Annotated in this window: 9 protein-coding genes; 3 read left to right on the top strand and 6 right to left on the bottom strand. The window is 70.4% G+C overall.

The features are described 5' to 3' along the window. Positions 1-109: 109 nt before the first annotated feature. Positions 110-1,663 carry an MFS transporter gene (locus tag ACFWXQ_RS42720; RefSeq protein WP_383949996.1) on the bottom strand — a complete coding sequence of 518 codons (1,554 nt, stop codon included), beginning with the start codon at positions 1,661-1,663 and terminating at the stop codon, positions 110-112. Between the two features lie 150 nt (positions 1,664-1,813). Here ACFWXQ_RS42720 and ACFWXQ_RS42715 point away from each other — a divergent pair, with 150 nt between their 5' ends. Further along, on the top strand, positions 1,814-2,401 hold the full coding sequence (locus ACFWXQ_RS42715) for a TetR/AcrR family transcriptional regulator (RefSeq protein ID WP_383949965.1): 588 nt from the start codon (positions 1,814-1,816) through the stop codon (positions 2,399-2,401). Here the strand turns inward: ACFWXQ_RS42715 and ACFWXQ_RS42710 are convergent. The 5 genes from ACFWXQ_RS42710 to ACFWXQ_RS42690 all read right to left on the bottom strand — a co-directional run bounded on the left by ACFWXQ_RS42710 (position 2,352) and on the right by ACFWXQ_RS42690 (position 8,127). Then, positions 2,352-3,068: an ABC transporter ATP-binding protein gene (locus tag ACFWXQ_RS42710; RefSeq protein WP_383949968.1), complete on the bottom strand. Its 717-nt coding sequence runs from the start codon at positions 3,066-3,068 to the stop codon at positions 2,352-2,354. The genes ACFWXQ_RS42715 and ACFWXQ_RS42710 overlap by 50 nt on opposite strands. Further along, positions 3,065-4,099, bottom strand: a complete 1,035-nt coding sequence (locus tag ACFWXQ_RS42705; RefSeq protein WP_383949971.1) for an ABC transporter ATP-binding protein — start codon at positions 4,097-4,099, stop codon at positions 3,065-3,067. Before ACFWXQ_RS42705 ends, ACFWXQ_RS42710 begins: the two co-directional genes overlap by 4 nt. After that, entirely contained in the window at positions 4,096-5,889 is a 1,794-nt protein-coding gene (locus tag ACFWXQ_RS42700; RefSeq protein ID WP_383949973.1) for an ABC transporter permease subunit, read from the bottom strand. The genes ACFWXQ_RS42705 and ACFWXQ_RS42700 overlap by 4 nt, the downstream gene beginning before the upstream one ends. 5 nt (positions 5,890-5,894) lie before the next feature. After that, positions 5,895-7,388, bottom strand: coding sequence for an ABC transporter substrate-binding protein (locus ACFWXQ_RS42695; RefSeq protein ID WP_383949976.1), 1,494 nt, complete (start codon positions 7,386-7,388; stop codon positions 5,895-5,897). A 67-nt stretch (positions 7,389-7,455) separates the two neighbouring features. Continuing rightward, entirely contained in the window at positions 7,456-8,127 is a 672-nt protein-coding gene (locus ACFWXQ_RS42690; RefSeq protein WP_383949979.1) for an HAD family hydrolase, read from the bottom strand. Between the two features lie 134 nt (positions 8,128-8,261). On the opposite strand from ACFWXQ_RS42690, the gene ACFWXQ_RS42685 reads away from it, so the two are divergent. Beyond that, entirely contained in the window at positions 8,262-8,450 is a 189-nt protein-coding gene (locus tag ACFWXQ_RS42685; RefSeq protein ID WP_383949981.1) for a hypothetical protein, read from the top strand. Positions 8,451-8,755: 305 nt separating this feature from the next. Then, positions 8,756-17,830, top strand: a complete 9,075-nt coding sequence (locus tag ACFWXQ_RS42680; protein WP_383949984.1) for a SpvB/TcaC N-terminal domain-containing protein — start codon at positions 8,756-8,758, stop codon at positions 17,828-17,830. The last annotated feature ends 2 nt before the right edge of the window (positions 17,831-17,832 follow it).

The raw sequence follows: 17,832 nt of genomic DNA, 5'->3' as shown, positions 1-17,832 counted from the left end.
CCCCTACTAAGGGGCGCGGGGAACTGCGCAATCTTTTGACGGGGGTTCGGGGGCGAAGCTCCTGAAAAGGGACGGGAATGGGTAGGGGCGGCGGGGGCGAAACTGTTGTTCAGACGCAGACCTTTTCCGGCTCGGCGGGCTTCGTTTCGCGGACGCGGATCTGGCGGAGGGTCACCGCCGCCAGTACCGCCGCGCCCAGCAGAAGCAGCGCGCCCGCGACCGCGGCGGCCTGCATCCCGCTGGTGAAGGCCTCGCGGGCAGCGCTCACGAGGGCGTCACCCGCGCGGCCCGGCAGCTGCGGGGCCACGGCGAGAGCCGCGCCGAGCGTCTCGTGGGCCGCGGCCGGAGCCGCGTCCGGGATGTCGTGGCGGTACACCGCGGTGCCGATGGAACCGAGGAGCGCCATGCCCAGCGCGCCGCCGAACTCCGCACCGGTCTCCAGGACCGAGGACGCGGTGCCCGCCTTCTCCACCGGCACGGTGCCCAGCGCCAGGTCCATCATCTGGGACATCACGGTGACGATCCCGGCGGCGATGACCCCGGCCCCGGCGAGGACCAGCCACAGCGAGTCGGTCCCGGCGGCCGTCAGCATCCCGTAACCGCAGGCCGCGAGGACGAAGCCGCCGGAGACGACGTACGCCCGGTTGACCCCCCGCTGGACCAGCTGTGCGGCGACCGGTGCGGCGACGCCGACCAGCAGGGTGGGCAGCAGGCCCCACAGCGCGGCCTCCATGGAGCTCTTGCCCAGCACCGACTGCAGGTACTGCGTGGTGAAGAGCGCCGAGCCCATCATCCCGAACGAGGACAGAAGGTTCAGCGAGACGGCCGGTGCGAAGCCGCGGCCGCGGAAGAGCGAGGGCGGGATCATCGGCGACCCGATCGTGCGCTGGCGGTGGACGAAGAGCGCGGCGAAGAGCAGACCGATGGTCACCGACAGGACGTAGCGGACGTTCCAGCCCTCCGAGGGGATCTCCTTGAGGCCGTAGATCACCGGCAGGACGGCGGCCAGGGACAGCGGCACGCTCAGCAGGTCGAAGCGGCCCGGCGCCGGGTTCTTCGACTCGGGCAGCAGGATCGGCCCGAGGATCAGCAGGACCACCATCGCGGGCAGGTTCACCAGGAAGACCGAGCCCCACCAGAAGTGCTCCACGAGCACGCCGCTCATCACCGAGCCGAGCGCGACGCCGGCCGTCATCACGCCGGACCACAGGCCGATCGCCTTGGAACGCTGGGTCCGGTCCGTGAAGAGCGTACGGATGATCGCCAGCGTGGACGGCATCAGCGTCGCGCCGCCGATACCGAGCACCGCGCGGGCCGCGATCAGCGTCTCGGCGCTGTCGGCGTACGCCGCGACCAGCGACGCCGCGCCGAAGGCGGCTGCGCCGACCAGGAGCAGCCTGCGGCGGCCGATGCGGTCGCCGAGCGAGCCCATCGTCATCAGCAGCCCGGCGAGCACGAACGCGTACATGTCGAAGATCCACAGCTGCTGGGTGCCGGTCGGCTCCAGGTCCGCGCTGATCTGCGGGATCGCGAAGTAGAGGACCGAGACATCCATGGAGACCAGGAGCAGCGGCAGCATCAGGACGCCGAGCGCGATCCATTCGCGGCGTCCGGCACGGGTGGGAGCGCCCGCGCCCGAGGCGGGCGGAGTGGGCGGAGTCATCGGGGCGGGCGCGCTGGGATTCGTCATGCCGAGGAATGTACGGGCGTCTTAAACGGCTGTCTAGTACGCACGTATAAAACGTTCGTCCAATACGTTCGTCTTATACGTCGGTCTGGGACGCTTGTCTGTCGCGGGGGTACGCTGAGCCGCATGGGACACCGTGAGGATCTGCTCGAAGGCGCCAAGCGCTGCCTGCTGGAGAAGGGCTTCGTGCGCACGACGGCCCGCGACATCGTCAAGGAGTCGGGGACGAACCTTGCGTCGATCGGCTACCACTACGGGTCGAAGGACGCGCTGCTCGCGGAGGCGTACGTCTCCATCGTCGAGGGGCTGTCCGACGACTTCGACGCGGGCGGGAGCGCCACGGCGAGTACGGAGCCGGGGTCCCTGGAGCGGTTCCAGGAGGTGTGGTCGAACGTCATCGGGACCATGCGGAGGCCCGGTTCGATGTGGCATCTCAGCATGGAGATTGTGGTCATGGGCGACAAGGTGCCGGGCGTGCGCGACCACTTGACCAAGGCCCAGCGCGAAGGGGCGCGCGGCATCATCCCGCTGCTGATGGGCGGGCTGGAGGAGGACGTGCCGGAGAAGGACGTCGACACGCTGGGCAAGTTCTACATGACCCTGATGATGGGGCTCATCGCGCAGTGGACCTTCGATCCCGAGACCGCGACCAGCGCGGAGGAACTCACCGAGGGGTTGCGGCGGGTGATCGCGGCGGGGACGGAGTCGTCCTGACGATTCTGCCCTCGCGCATCTCCGCCACGCGGTCGCAGAAGTGGCGTACGAGTGCCATGTCGTGGCAGATGAACAGGTAGCCGAGGCCGAGGCGTTCTTGCAGGTCGGCCAGCAGGTTGAGAATGCCCGCGCGCAGGGACGGGTCCAGCGCGGAGACCGGTTCGTCGAGCACCAGGAGTTTCGGTTCGCAGGCCAACGCGCGGGCGATTCCGGCGCGTTGGCACTGACCGCCGGAGAGTTCGCGCGGACGCCGGTCGCCGAGTGACGGGTCCAGGCCGACCTGCTCCAGCAGCTCGGCCACGCGCTCGGGGCCGGTCGTCCGGTCCCAACTCCCCTGTACGCGCAGGGGTTCCGCGATCGCATCGCGGATGCGGTGGCGGGGGCCGAGTGATCCGTACGGGTCCTGGAACACGGGTTGCATCGCCGGTCTGAGCGGGCGCAACTGCTTCTCGCTCAGTGAGGTCAACTCGTGGCCGTCGAACCAGACTTCGCCGTGGGTGGGGCGGTGCAGCTGGAGCACGGCCATGGCTGTGGAGGACTTGCCGCAGCCCGAGGGGCCTATGAGGCCGAGGGTTTCGCCGGGGGCGATGTCGAAGGAGACGTTGTCGACGGTGGTGCGGGGGCCGTGGTGGACGACCAGGTCTCGTACGTCCAATAGGGGGTTCACACCGGCTCCAGGAACAAATCGGCGGGGTTGGCGGGGAGGTCGTGCCAGTGGTGGCAGGCGACGGTGCGGTTGTTGTGGGTTTGGGGCTCGGGGTGCTCCGTGTGGCACCGGGTTGCGTCCGCTAGGGGGCAGCGGGGGGCGAAGGCGCAGCCTGGGGGGAGGTTGGTGAGGGTGGGTGGGGTGCCTGGGATTGAGGGGAGTTTGCGTCTGCGGGTGCGTTGTGGCTTGTCGCGCAGTTCCCCGCGCCCCTTACGGGGCGCCTTGGGCTGGGGCAGTGACGTCAGCAGGCCCGCCGTGTATGGGGCCCGAGGGGTGGTGAACACCTTCTCCACCGGGCCCTCCTCTGCCAGGCGGCCCGCGTACATGACCAGTACTCGGTCTGCGTGTTCGCGGACCATGGGGAGGTCGTGGGTGATCAGGAGCAGTGTGGTGCCTGTGGCCTGGGTGCGGTGGGTCAGGAGGTCGAGGAGCCGGCGCTGGGTCTCCGGGTCCTGGGCCGTGGTCGGTTCGTCGGCGATCACCAGGGCGGGGGAGTGGAGCAACGCCATGGCGATGACGGCCCGTTGGCGCATACCGCCCGAGAACTCGTGCGGGTAGGCCCCCGTCCGGTCCGCGGGGATGCCGACCTCCTCCAGCGCGGCCGTCGCCCGGGCCCGCGCCTCCTTGCGGGAGAATCCGTCCACGGACCGTACGGCGGCGGCGAGTTGGTCGGAGACCCGGTGCACGGGGGAGAGCGCCGAGAGTGCGTCCTGCGGGACCAGGGCGAGTTGGTGGCCCCAGAGTGCGGCGCGTACGGAACGAGGGGCGCCCACCAGCTCGTACGGCCCCATCCGCACGCTGCCCGTCACCGTCGCCTGTTGTGGCGGCATGCCCAGCAGCGCGCGGGCCGTCAGGGACTTGCCCGCGCCCGACTCGCCCACCACGGCGAGGACTTCACCCCGGCGCACGTCGAAGGAGAGGCCCCGTACGGCTTCGGCCGAGCCGAAGGAGACGTGCAAGTCCCGGACGGAGACGAGGACTTCGGGGTTCATCGGATCGGCTCCTTGCGCGGGCGGAGGGCGGAGAGGGGCGGGGTGGTACGGGAGCCGGAGCGGGGCGGCGTGGTCGATCTGCCGGGGTCGGGCTCCGCGTATGGCGCCGACGACACCGCCAGGGCCGCCAGCAGGGCCAGGGCCACCGCGGGGGCCAGGGCCGCCCACGGGGCGCGTTCCACGTATGCCCGTGACTCGTCCAGGAGGAGTCCCCACTCCGGGGCGGGCGGCTGGGCGCCGAGGCCGAGGAAGCCGAGGGAGGCCAGGGCCAGGGCGATGCCGGGGAGCCGCAGGAGGGCGTGGCGGGTGACCGGGGCCGCCACCGAGGGCAGGACGTGACGGGTGAGGATCCACAACGGGCTTGCCCCGATGGCCCGTTGGGCGAGCAGGAACGTCGACGCGCGGACCTCCTGCACCAGTGCCGCCGCGTGCGACGACAGGGCGGGCCAGGAGAGCAGGGCCACGGCGAGCGCGGCACCGCCCGTTCCGGGGCCCACGACGGCCGCGACCAGGATGCCCGCGATCACCGGCGGCAGCGCGTTGGCGATGTCCGAGGCACCGGACGCCACGGCCGGCAGGAAGCCGAGGGCGAGCGCGAGGGCGAGGCCGGCCAGACAGACCGCGGTCGCCGTGCCGATCGTCGACGCCGCGCCGTGCCCGAGCCGCGCCAGCACATCACGGCCCAGCCCGTCCGTGCCGAGGGGATACGCCCAGGAGGGCGCCTGCAGGCGGGCGGTCGTGTCCACCGTGTACGGGTCACGCAGCAGGCCCCAGCCGACGCAGGTCAGCAGCGTGATCCCGAGCGTCAACGGGACGGCCGGGTGCGCGCGGACCGGGCGGGCCGCGGGCAGCGTCAGCCCCGCGTCGCGCAGGGCGGGGCCCAGCAGCCGACGCCGTACGACAGCCGCCGCCGCGCCCGTGACCAGGCCCAGGGCGAGCAGCGCGAGAACCGATCCCTGAAGCAGCGGCAGGTCCTGCGACTTGGCCGCTCCCAGCGCCGTACGGCCGATGCCCGGTACCGCGAACACCGTCTCCACGGCGACCGCTCCGCCGGTCAGGCCGACGGCGACCATCCCGAACTGCGGTACCAGCGGCGGCAGTACGCGACGCAGAGCGGCTGCCGAGACGCGTGCCCTGCTGACCCCGGCGCCCCGCCACAGCTCCACCCAGCGCTCGTCGAGGACGGCCGGCAGCGCGTCCGCGACCAGCCGGCCGAGGAGTCCGCCCGCGGGAACGCCGAGTGCGACGGCGGGCAGCACCATGTACTGCGGGCCCTGCCAGCCGGAGGTCGGCAGCAGGCCCAGCCACACCCCGCACACCAGCAACGCGACCGTGGCCAGCAGGAATTCGGGCAGTGCGGCGAGCATCGCGGCGAACGCGCCAGCCGACCCCCGGCCCCGTACGAGTACGGGGCCGACGACCGCGCAGGTCACCAGGAGCGCGACCCCGAGCGCCGCGCCCATCAGGGCGAGCGAGAACTGGAGTCCTGAGACGACCGACGGCAGGACGTCGGTGCCCGACACCCAGGACGTGCCGAGGTCGCCGCGCGGCAGGCCGGAGAGCCAACTCCCCAGCAGGGAAAGGGGACCCGCGTCCAGGCCCAGGTCGGCGCGGATCGCGGCCAGGGCCTCCGGCGTGCCCTCCTGTTCGGCCGAGCGGGCGCGCAGGACGGTGAGGGCGGGGTCGCGGCCGGAGAGCCAGGGGAGGAGTCCGACGGCGGCGAGCACCGCGGCGAGACAGCCGAGCCGCGTGAGCGCGGCCCGGCCGCCAGGAGTGAACAGGCGTGCCATGAACGTCACTTGACGTACGTGTCCGCGGTGATCAGTGCCCGCTCGCGCGGGTCGTGCTCGACGTCCACGACACCGGCCGCGTCGCCCTGGATCACGCGCTCGTGCAGCATCGGGATCGCGGCGTCGGTGGCCAGCACCGCGGCCTCCGCGTCGACGACGGCCCGGCGGCGCGCGTCACCGGTCTTCGTCCCGGCTGCCTTCTCCAGGGCTGCGTCCACCCTCTTGTCGGACAGCTGGGAGATGTTGAAGGAACCCTTCGAACCGAAGTCGCTGTAGAGGTACGCGGCCGGGTCGCCCGAGTCGAGGACGGTCGCCCGGGACAGGATGAACGCGTCGAACTCGCCCGCCAGCGCGTCGGATTCGATGTTCGCGTACTCGCGGACGTCCAGCTTCACCTTGAACCCGGCCTTCTGGAGCCGCTGTTGCAGCGTCTGGGCCACTTCGGGCAGTTCGGCGCGGTCGGTGAACGTACCGATCGTGATCGTCTTGCCGTTCGGGTCCCCGGACTTGGCGCGCTCGACCGGCTTCCGCAGGGCGGCTGCCCAGGGGAGGGCCGGGCCCAGCAGGCCCTTCGCGACGTCCGCGCGGCCCTCGTACACGCCCTTGACGATCGACTCGGCGTCGAGGGCCTCGCGGGCGGCGGCCCTGAGGGAGGCGTCCTTGAAGGGGCCGCTCGCGGTGTTCAGATAAAGGGTGTTGGTGCGCGGCATCGGTACCTCGGTGACCAGGTCCTTGTCGAGCAGCGCCGCCTGCGACACCGGTACCGCCTCGACGACGTCGGCCTCGCCGCTGCGCAGGGTGGCCGCGCGGGCGGTGCCGTCGGGCACGAACCTCACGTCGATACCGGGGGACTTGGCCGTGCCGCCCCAGTAGTCGTCGTAGCGGTCGAGGGTCGCCGACGACGTGCCGTTCGCCTTGGTCAGCTCGAAGGGGCCGGTGCCCGCGCCGACCGGGCTGACGGTCTTCCCGCGGTACGCTTTCGCCGCCAGGATCGACAGCTGCGGCGAGCTCAGCCGTTGCGGGACCAGCGGGTCCTCGGTGCCGGTGGTGACGGCGACCGAGTCGCCGTCGGCCTTCACCGTCAGGTCGACGCCGTCGAGGATGCGTGGCTTGGGGGAGGCGGTCGCGGCCTTGGTGAGCGACCGGACGACGGATTCGGCGGTGAGCTTCGTACCGTCGTGGAAGGTGACGCCGTCCCGTATCCCGAAGGTCCAAGTCCTGCCGTTCTGCTGCCACTTGGTGGCGAGAGCGGGCTCGGCGTCGCCGTCCGCGTCGAGCGTCACCAGTGTCTCGGCGGTCGACCAGCGCGACAGCTTGAACGCGTCGTCGGACAGCGGCGACAGCCCGGAGCGCGGCGGGTTCATCATCGCCAGGCGTATGCGCTTGCCGTCGCCGGCCGCGGAGTCGTCCGAGGCGGATTCCGAGAAACACCCGGTCAGCAGCAGGGCGGAGGCCGCGGTGACCGCGGAGAGGGGGAGAAGACGGGCGGGCAGGCGCACGGAGCACTCCGGGTAAAGGGGTGGTCAATGGAGACGTGTGCCGACCGTAGCATGATGATAATCGTTTTCAGTAATGGTCGCCGCTGTTGCGGTGCCGACCGGCGATGTAGTCGAGGGCGGAGGCGACGTCGTCGGTGACGTGTGTGGGCCGGAATGTCTCGTCGACCCACGGCCGGCTGCCCGACACCCACACGCTTCGGACGTCGTCGAGTCCGCTCGCGCCGCCGATGTCGGCGTGCGGGGAGTCCCCGATCATCCAGGCCCCGCGCAGGGATGCCCCCACGGCGGCCGCCGCCGCGCGGAAGATCTCCGGCGCGGGCTTCTTGCACCCGACCGCCTCGGAGATCACCCACCCGTGGACGATCCCGTCGAGCCCGGTGCCCCGGATCTTCGCCTCCTGCTGCTCGACACGGCCGTTGGTGACGATCACGCACGTCCATCCGGCGCCGACTGCCCGGTCGAGCGCGTCGCGCGTGGCCCCCGCCAGTACGACACGATCGGCCGCGCCCCGGTCGAGGAAGTCCCGGACCGCTGCCCCGGAGACGCCCCCTGAGTACCGCTCGGCCAGGGCCCGGGCGACATCCTGCCTCGGCGTATAGCCGCCGGCGTCGACGGACATCAGCCACGCGAGGTCGTCGACGGGGAGTGAGTTCCCGTCGAGGAAGGCCGAGGCCGCTTCCCGGAAGGCGGCGTCGCGGTCGACCAGGGTGTTGTCGAGATCGATCATCAGGAGAGGCATGCCCGGGAGTAGAGCACGGCCGGTGCGCCCTGGGAGGGCGCACGGTCTCGCCCGGTTCGCCCGATGACCCCAACCCCCGGCTGCTGCATGCCGCGTTGGGCGACCCAGGGGCGTGGCGTAGGTGGGGCGGGTGTGTGGCGGAGTCGTCGACCGCCGAAGCGAGGGCGGGCCCCGAGGCGTGGGCCGTCCCGCTGGCCCGGGGAGCCCTCGTGATCGGCTTCGGGGTGGCGGCGGGCGTCGCCCAGGCGGCAGGCCCCGGCCTAGCCCGCGGGGATGTCGAAATCCGGTTGGCGGTGAACGCCGCTCCTGTCGATCCGGTCTGAGTGATTCCGCCCGCGGGGGGCCGCGAGGCTGCGACCTGGCAAGCGTCGTGCGGTGGCGGAAACCCGTCGATCGGGCGACGGGTTTTCTACTAGTGACGTGTGCATGACGACTCAACTATGTGAGTGGCATGTGTTCGGTGTGTGTTTTATGTGTACCGATGAATCTGCTGCGAAACCCACCGGATGCCTCCGGAACAGCTCAACTGCCGCGTTGGTCGATGCTGAAGGGTCGGGGCTGATTCATGGCTGGTCGAGTGTGGGGACACAGACGTTTTCTTCCGCTGTTACTGGGGTTGGCCCTGCTCATGTCGCTGCTGTCCGGCAGCGTCTGGCGGGCCGACGACCCGGTGCCGGCGGCCAATGTCCAGCCGCTGGGCGGCTGCGTTCCGGGGTCGGAGGCCTCGGCGAAGGGCCCGATCGCCGCCGAGTCCGCTCCGGTCACCAAGGAGTGGGTCGTACCGGGCTCCGGGGTGACCAAGAGCGTCGCACGCGACGGCGCCGTGGTGGCGCTCGCGCCGGAGGCGGTGGACAAGCCGACCGAGATCGGCGTCCAGCCGCTGAGCGAGAGCACCATGCCGAGCCTCGGCTCCGGCATGGACAACATGACCAAGGGCCCGCGCGGCTATCGGTTCACACCGACCCCGCACACCTTCGGGACCGACGTCACGGTGTCACTGCCGTACGACCCGGACGCGGTCAAGGCGGCCGGGCTCACGCCGAACGACGTACGGACCTTCTACTTCGACGAAGCGGCCGACTGCTGGCAGGCGTTGGAGCGGATCACGCTCGACGAGGACAAGCACGTCGTCGTCTCGCGCACCAACCACTTCACCGACATGGTGAACGCCACCGTCACCGCGCCCGAGGGCCCCGAGCAGGTCAACTACGACCCCAACCAGATCAAGGGCATCCAGGCCGCCGACCCCTCCGCCCGCGTCAACCAGATGGCCGCCCCGGCCGCCAACAACCAGGGCGACGCACGGCTTTCGTACCCGCTGGAGCTGCCGGGCGGCCGGAACGGCATCGCACCCTCGCTCGCCGTCAGCTACTCCTCCACCGCCACCGACAGCTGGCTGGGCAGCGGCTGGGAGGTGACGGTGCCGTCGCTCTCCATCGACACCCGCTGGGGTGTGCCGCGCTATGCCGCGGACAAGGAGACCGAGAGCTATCTGCTGGGCGGCGAGCAGCTCACCCCGGTCGCGCACCGCGCCGAACCGCGGCCGCGCGGCCAGGGCGACAAGGTCTTCCACACCCGGGTCGAGGGCGGCTTCGCGCGCATCGTCCGCACCGGTGACTCGCCGAAGACGTACGGCTGGGAGGTGACCGACAAGTCCGGGGTCCGCTATGTCTACGGCGGCGAGGGCGCCGTCCTGTCCGACGACGACGGCGACATCTTCTCCTGGGGGCTGCGCGAGGTGCGCGACCCGCACGGCAACACGGTCCGCTACAGCTACACGCTGGTCGAGGACGCGGGCGTGGCCGGCGGTACGGTCGCCGGCCGTGAGATGTATGTGAAGAAGATCGCCTATACCGGCCACGGTGACACCGACGGCCCCTACACGGTGACCTTCGTCCGCGACCGCGAACTGGACGAGCCGCGCCGCCCGGACGTGTCCATCGACGCGCGCGGCGGCTTCAAGCGGGTCACCGCGGACCTGCTGCGCCGGGTCGAGGTGCGCTTCCGGGACGAGCTGGTGCGCGGCTACGAACTCACGTACCGGGAAGGCGCGTTCAAGAAGACACTGCTGAAGTCCGTCGCGCAGCTCGACGCCGACGGCAAGGTCTTCACCGAGCACGAGTTCTCCTACTACGACGACATCCGCGACGCCGACGGCACCTACGAGGCGTTCGCCCGGGTCGACTGGTCCTCGCCGGACGACAATGTGCGCAACGGCCGGGTCAACGGCGTGCGTTCGGGCGCCGGTGAGGCCGGGGCGCTCAACGGCAACACCTCCACCGGCGTCGGCGGACACCTGTACGTCGGCTTCGGCACGAACCCCTCGAAGGCCGGCTCCGTGGGCGTCAAGGCGGGCTACAACCGGTCCACCGACGAGGGCATGCTGGCCCTGGCGGACGTGGACGGCGACAACCTGCCGGACAAGGTCTTCGAGCGCGGCAACGGCTTCGTCTTCCGCAAGAACCTCTCCCGGCCGGGCGGTCAGCCGAAGTTCGCCGAGTCCACGACCGCGCTGCACAACCTGCCCGGCATCCTCCGCGAGTCCGCCAGCAGCCGCACCGTCGGCGTCGAGAGCTACCTCGCGGGCGCCCAGCAACTGGACCACGTCAGCACCGTCTCCACCACCCGGCGCTACTTCGCCGACGTCAACGCGGACGGCGTGGTGGACCTCGTCAACGGCTCCGCCGTGCTGTTCGGCCGGGTCGGCACCGGCGGCGAGGTGACCTACGGGTCGGCCGCGGACACGCCCGCCCCGATCGGCACCGGACCGGTCGACGCACAGGGCGTACTGCCCGACCTGAGCCAGGAGCGCGAGCGCCGGATCGCCTCCTTCCCGCTGGTGGACTCGGTGCGCGCCTGGACGGCGCCGTACGACGGGACGGTCGCCGTCACCGGCACCGTGACCCTGGCCGAGGTCGACGGTGAGCTGCCCGATTTCGCCGACCCCGACGGAGTGCGGGTCGCCGTCCAGCACGAGGACCGGGAACTGTGGTCGGCCCGCGTCCAGAAGGACGACCACACCGCGCGCACGCCCGAGGGCGTCGAGGCCATCGAGGTGAAACAGGGCGACCAGCTGTACTTCCGGGTCGGCTCGGTCTTCGACGGCGCCGCCGACCAGGTCGCCTGGGACCCGACGATCGCGTACACCGGCTTCGAGGCGACCGACGCCAACGGCCTGCCCCTGCACACCTACACCGCGTCCCAGGACTTCACCCTCGCCGGGCGCGCGGGCGCCGTCGACGCGCCCGCGACGGGCACCCTGCGGTTGACCGGTGACCTGAAGAAGACGGCGGCGACCACCGACGACCTCACCGTCCTCGTCACCCGGGACGACGAGCCGGTGGTGGAGCGGACGATCGAGGCCGCCGAGACCGGCACCTTCGCCTTCGACACCTCGGTCGCCGTCACCAAGGGCCAGAAGCTGTCCTGGCAGGTCAGGACGGACTCGCCGGTCGACGTCACCAGGCTCGAATGGGCGCCACGGGCCGAGTACACCGAGGGCGTGGACGGCGAGTCGGCGTTCAGCCCGCCGTACGACATCAGCACCTACACCACCGGCGGGACCGCGCAGCGCACGTACACCGCGCCCGGTGGCACGCTCACCGTCACCCCGCGCGTCGAGGGCAGCGGTACCGGCAGCGCCGTTGTCACGGTCAAGAAGCGCGGCGCGCTGCTGGCCAAGCGGACCGTCCAACTCGGCTCCGAGGCACCGTCGTTCGAGGTCGACGCCGAGGCCGGCGAGGCGCTGTACTTCGACGTCACCGGCTCCGGCGTCACCGGGGCGACGATGACGGTCAACGGTGACGCGGACAACCCGGTCGCCGCCACCGTGCACACCCCCGGCCGCGAGGGCGTCTTCGCCCGGCCGTACCGCGGCTGGTCCGCCGTCGGCTACAACGGCAACGGCGACCGTGCCGAACAGCCCATCGAGCAGGCCGACCTGACCGGCGAGAGCATCCCCGGCGGGCTGCCCGAGGACGTGGACCCGCAGCGGGACCTGGAGGAGTTCGAGCAGGACCCGCGGGTCACCCCGCCGGACGTCGTGCCGTTCACCCCCGACCCGGAGCGCGGCCGCTGGTTCTCCGGTGACGTCTGGGTCTCCGCCGGCACAGTCACCGGTTCCCGCTACGGCGGCCAGACCATCGGCCTGCCCACCGCCGAGGCCCTCGCCTCCGTCCAGGCCGTGCCCCGGATCTCCGAGTCGAAGCAGATCTCGCTGACCGGCTCGATCGGCGGCGGCGTGGGCAGCCTCGGCGGCAGCGTCGCCTCCGGCACCTCCCAGGGAGTCCTCGACTACCTCGACATGAACGGCGACGGCTACCCCGACATCGTCGGTGCCGCCGGCGTGCAGTACACCGACCCGACCGGTGTGCCCGGCGCCACCAGGGGCAGCGTGCCCGACGGAACCGTGCGCGAGTCGGAGAACGTCACCGGCAACGCCAGTGCGGGCAGCGCCGCCCGCACCATCACCACCGGCCGGGGCCATGCCGCCCCGCCCGCCTCAGGCACCGCCAACACCTCGTCGTCCGGCAACGACATGCCCCCGCTGGGCGTCGGCGGCAACCTCGGCACCGGAAAGTCCGACGGCGAGTTCGACCTGCTGGACATCAACGGCGACGGCCTGCCCGACCGCGTGTACGCGAACGGCCGCGCCGCCCTCAACCTCGGCTACAGCTTCGCCGCCCCCGAGCCCTGGCCCGGCGGCAAGCTCAACGAGGGCACCAGCTCCAGCTCCGGCGTCAACATCGGCTTCAACACCGACTTCTACGGCTTCGCCGGCGGCGTGTCCTTCGACCAGACCTCGTCATCCACCAAGAACTCCTTGGTCGACGTCAACGGCGACAGCCGCGCCGACCGCGTCCTGGCCGGGAACCCGATCAGGGTCGCGCTCAACACCGGCTCCGGCTTCGCGGACCCGGTGCCCTTCAACGGCAGCCTGAACGGGATCAACGAGGACGCCAACGCCCGGGTCGGCGGCGGCGCCTACTTCACCGTCTCCTTCTGCGCGCTGTTCGTGACCGGCTGCGTCATCACCAACCCGGGCGCGAACGTCTCCACCGGCGCCGCGCGCGCCGAGCAGATGCTGCGCGACATCGACGGCGACGGACTCGCCGACCACCTCGCCTCCGACGAGGACAGCGAACTGACCGTCGCCGCCAACCGCACCGGCCGCACCAACCTCCTCAAGTCCGTGGCCCGGCCGCTGGGTTCGCGCATCGACCTCGCGTACACCCGCGACGGCAACACCTATGACCAGCCGGGCACCCGCTGGCTGCTGTCGGGCGCGAAGGTCCACGACGGCCTGCCCGGCGACGGCCCCGACACCCAGTCGCTCGCCTTCACCTACGAGGACGGCGTCCAGGACCGCCTGGAGCGCGAGTTCCGCGGCTACGGCACCGTCACCACCGCCCAGGACGAACAGCGCGTCTCCACCACGGAGTACGACACCGGCAGCCACTACACGCGCGGCCTGGTCAAGCGCCAGACGACGGCGGACAGTTCGGGCGCCCTGTTCACCGAGACCCGCAACACCTACGCCCTCCGCGACGTCGCGACCGGCGAGCCGGCCGACGGCGGCTCCACCAGCGCCACGGTCTTCCCGCAGCTGGTGCGGACCGAGGCCCGCTGGTACGAGGGCGAGGCCGAACCCGGCAAGAGCACGTCGAGCGAGATGTCGTACGACGAACTCGGCAATCCGACACGGAGCATCGACTACGGCGAACCGGGCGCCGCCGACGACGTGGAGACGAAGACCCAGTACACGGCGTGCACCGACACCCACATCGTCGGCATCGCGCGCGCGGAGGACGTCTACGGCGGCGGCAGGAAGATGAGGTCGAGCGAGGCGGAGGTGGACTGCGCCACGGGTGACGTCACCCGCCACACCGCCAAACAGATCCACGGCAAGGAGGCGGACGCCGACCCGGAGTTCTCCGGCAAGGACTCGGTCACCGACCTGGAGTACCACGACAACGGCACGCTGAAGTCGGTGAAGTCCCCGGAGAACCACCGGGGTCAGCGCTACCAGCGGACGTACGAGTACGACGCCCCGACGGGCACGTACGTGACGTCGACGAAGGACAGCTTCGGCTACCGCTCGACGGCGTCGTACGACCTCAGGTTCGGCCTGCAGACCGAGTCCCTGGACATCAACGAGCAGAAGATCAGGACCACTTACGACCCGGCCGGCCGGGTGACGTCGGTGACCGGCCCGCACGACCACAAGGCCGATCGCCCGACCATCGCCTTCGCGTACCACCCCGGGGCGGCCGTCCCGTACGCGGTCACCCGCCATCTGGACCGTGACTCCGACGGCAAGGTGAAGGCCGACACGATCGACACCGTCACCTTCGCCGACGGCCTCGGCCGCGTCGTCCAGACCAAGAAGGACGCGGAGGTGGCAGGCAAGGACGTGATGACGGTCTCCGGCCGCAGCGTCCACGACGTGCTGGGCCGCGTGGTCGAGCAGTACTACCCGGTCACCGAGCCGAAGGGCGACACGAACACCACCTTCAACCCGGACGTCGACACGGTCCGCCCGACCACGATCACCTACGACGTCCTGGACCGCCCGCTGCGCACCAGGCTGCCGGACGGGACCGCCACGACCCTGGAGTACGGATTCGCCCAGGACCGGGCGGACACCGTCCAGTTCGAAACGGTCGCGACCGACGCCAAGGGCAACCCGACCCGCTCCTACACCGATGTACGTCAGCAGAAGACCGCGGTCCGCGAACCGGGAGCGAAGCAGGACGACGCGCCGATCTGGACGTCGTACGAGTACGACGCCCTGGGCCAGTTGTCGAAGGTCAAGGACAACGAGAAGAACACGACGAAGAGCGAGTACGACGACCTCGGGCGTCGTACGGTCATCGACTCCCCGGACACCGGCCGCACCACGACCGTCCACGACCCGGCGGGCAACGCGGTCCGCGTGATCACCGCCAACCTGGCGAAGAAGCACAAGGCGATCGAGTACAAGTACGACCTCAACCGCCTGGAAGAGATCAAGTACCCGGTCTTCAAGGACAACAACGTCCGCTACACGTACGGCGATCCGGGCGCCAAGCACAACACCGCCGGCCGGATCAAGAAGGTCGAGGACGCCGCGGGCGTGGAGACACGCGAGTACGGCCCCCTGGGCGAGGTCACCGAGGAGACCCGCACCATTCCCGGCCTGCTCCACGACCGCACCTTCACCACCGGCTACCGCTACGACAGCTTCGGCCGGGTCCTGAACCTGACCTACCCCGACGGCGAGGAACTGGCGTACACCTACGACAGCGGCGGCCAGGTCACCGCGGCCACCGGCACCAAGAAGGACTACAGCTACCCGTACCTGGAGTCGCTGGACTACGACAAGTTCGGTGAGCGGACCCGCGTCGAACTGGGCAACGGCACCTCGACGAACTACTCCTACGACGCCGAGGACCGCCGCCTGGCGACGCTGAACTCGACGCTGCCCAAGGGCGACGCCTTCCAGAACCTGACCTACGCCTACGACGACACCGGCAACCTCACCCGCCAGGAGAACAAGCCCGAACTCGCCGCGGACGGCTGGGAGTCGGACGGTCCGGCGGTCCAGACCTACGAGTACGACAACCTCCACCGGCTGACGAAGGCGACCGGCTCGTACGACGTCTCGAAGCACAAGACCGACACGTACACGGCGTCGACCGCCTACGACACCATCCACAACATCACCGCCAAGGCCCAGCGCCACGCCCTCGTGGTGGGCGGCGACCACGAGATCGTGCAGAAGGACACGAGCTACACCAACGGCTACGCGTACAAGGGCAAGAGCCCGCACGCCCCCTCACGGGTGGGCTCGGAGAAGATGTCGTACGACGACAACGGCAATCTGACCGACAGCGTCTCCGATCCCCACGGCTTCACCCGCAGGCAACAGATCTGGGACGAGGCCAACCGCCTGGCGTGCGTCCACGACACCTGGAAGTTCGAGACGCAGGACCAGGACCCGTCCTCCTGCAACAAGCTGGGCAAGCCGCCGACGGTCCGTTTCCTCTACGACGCGGACGGCGAGCGGGTGGTCAAGGACGGCGCGCAGACCTCCCTCTACCCGAACCAGAACTACTCGGCCCGGGGCCTGCAGGAGTTCAAGCACGTCTTCGTCGGTACGACGCGCATCGCGACGAAGACGGCGAAGCCCGGCTGGTTCTACGAGAAGGACCAGTTCTACTACCACACCGACCACTTGGGCTCGACGAGCTACGGCACGGACGAGAAGGGCCGGATCGCCGAACACCTCGACTACTTCCCGTCCGGGGAAGTGTGGGTCGACGAGAACAAGGGCGAGAAGGCCCAGTACCAGTTCTCGGGCAAGGAACTGGACGAGGAGACGGGCTACACGTACCACGGGGCCCGCTACTACAACTCCCGGACGGGACTGTGGCAGTCGCCGGATCCGATCATCGGGGACTACCTGAACGGTGAGGGCAACAACGGCGTCTACAACTCGGCCAACCTCAACTCGTACGGCTACGCCTACGGGAATCCGGTCCGGAACATCGACTCCGACGGCAACATCGTCTTCATCCCCGCCATCATTCTCGGCGCCAAACTCGTCGGCTGGGGGATGACGGCCTACAGCGCATACCAGACGGGCCAGACCGTCTACAACTCCGTCCAGGACGTCAGATCCGGCAACAAGACCGCCGGCGAAGCCGTGTCGGAGGCATTGCCGGCCCTGGGGGAGGGGGCCGTGGACCTGGCCCTCGGCAAGGCCAAGTTCGTCGGCAAGGCCGGCTCGTACCTCGCGGACAGGGCGCAGGACGTCTACAAGCGGGTCGCCAAGCAGGACGGCGCCCTCGACAACGCCACCGACTCCCTGGCGAAGGCGATGCCGTCCGGGGACTGCAACAGCTTCGTGCCCGGCAGCGAAGTCGTCATGGCCGACGGCTCGTCGAAACCCGTAGAGGACATCGAGACCGGCGACCTGGTCCTGGCCACGGACCCCGAGACCGACCGCACGGCGGCCAAGCCGGTCACCCACCTGATCAGCGGCATGGGCGAGAAGAACCTGGTCGAGGTCACGATCGACGTGGACGGCGACAAGGGGGACCGCACGGCCTCGGTCACCGCGACCGACGAACACCCCTTCTGGGTCGACGCCCTGAACCGCTGGCTCGACGCCGAGGACCTCAAGCCGGGCATGCGGGTGAGCACCGGCGAGAACACCCGGGCCGAGGTCACGGCGGTCACATCACGGACGGCCCAACAGCAGCGGGTGCACAACCTCACCGTCGGCGACCTGCACACCTACTACGTGCTGGCGGCCGAGACACCGGTCCTGGTGCACAACGCCAGGCCCTGCAAGAACGTCGTGGAGGGCCAGGCGGGACGGTTCGGAGACCTGACTCCGGGACCCAAGGGTGACAACCTCACGCCCCATCACATGCCTCAGAAGGCACTGGGACACCATTCAGAAATGGAGGGCGGTGCGCTCATGATGAAGCAGAAGGACCACGGTCTGACACGCTCCCACAGCAGGGCCCCTCAAGCCGACGAGATCGTGCCCCCGGGCGCCACGGCCGACGAGGCCCACAAGCTCTTCCGGAAGTCGCTCGGCCGGGACATCTGGGACGCGCGCCGCATCGGGAAACAGGAGTACGGCGATTCCCGCTACTACACCAAGGGAGTCAAGGATCTGCTGGACTACTACCGGGGCCGCGGCGACCTGTAGAC

The sequence above is a fragment of the Streptomyces sp. NPDC058697 genome (assembly GCF_042715345.1).
GTDB lineage: Bacteria > Actinomycetota > Actinomycetes > Streptomycetales > Streptomycetaceae > Streptomyces > Streptomyces liliifuscus.
The sequence above is the reverse complement of the archived record's forward strand: the minus strand, read 5'-3'. Positions and strand labels throughout refer to the sequence as shown.

What these genes read in the sequence shown, in the direction of transcription:
- ACFWXQ_RS42680 (WP_383949984.1), top strand. Translation starts at nt 8,756, where the DNA reads ATGTCGCTGCTGTCCGGCAGCGTCTGGCGGGCCGACGACCCGGTGCCG.
- ACFWXQ_RS42690 (WP_383949979.1), bottom strand. Translation starts at nt 8,127, where the DNA reads ATGCCTCTCCTGATGATCGATCTCGACAACACCCTGGTCGACCGCGAC.
- ACFWXQ_RS42715 (WP_383949965.1), top strand. Translation starts at nt 1,814, where the DNA reads ATGGGACACCGTGAGGATCTGCTCGAAGGCGCCAAGCGCTGCCTGCTG.
- ACFWXQ_RS42705 (WP_383949971.1), bottom strand. Translation starts at nt 4,099, where the DNA reads ATGAACCCCGAAGTCCTCGTCTCCGTCCGGGACTTGCACGTCTCCTTC.
- ACFWXQ_RS42700 (WP_383949973.1), bottom strand. Translation starts at nt 5,889, where the DNA reads ATGGCACGCCTGTTCACTCCTGGCGGCCGGGCCGCGCTCACGCGGCTC.
- ACFWXQ_RS42720 (WP_383949996.1), bottom strand. Translation starts at nt 1,663, where the DNA reads ATGACTCCGCCCACTCCGCCCGCCTCGGGCGCGGGCGCTCCCACCCGT.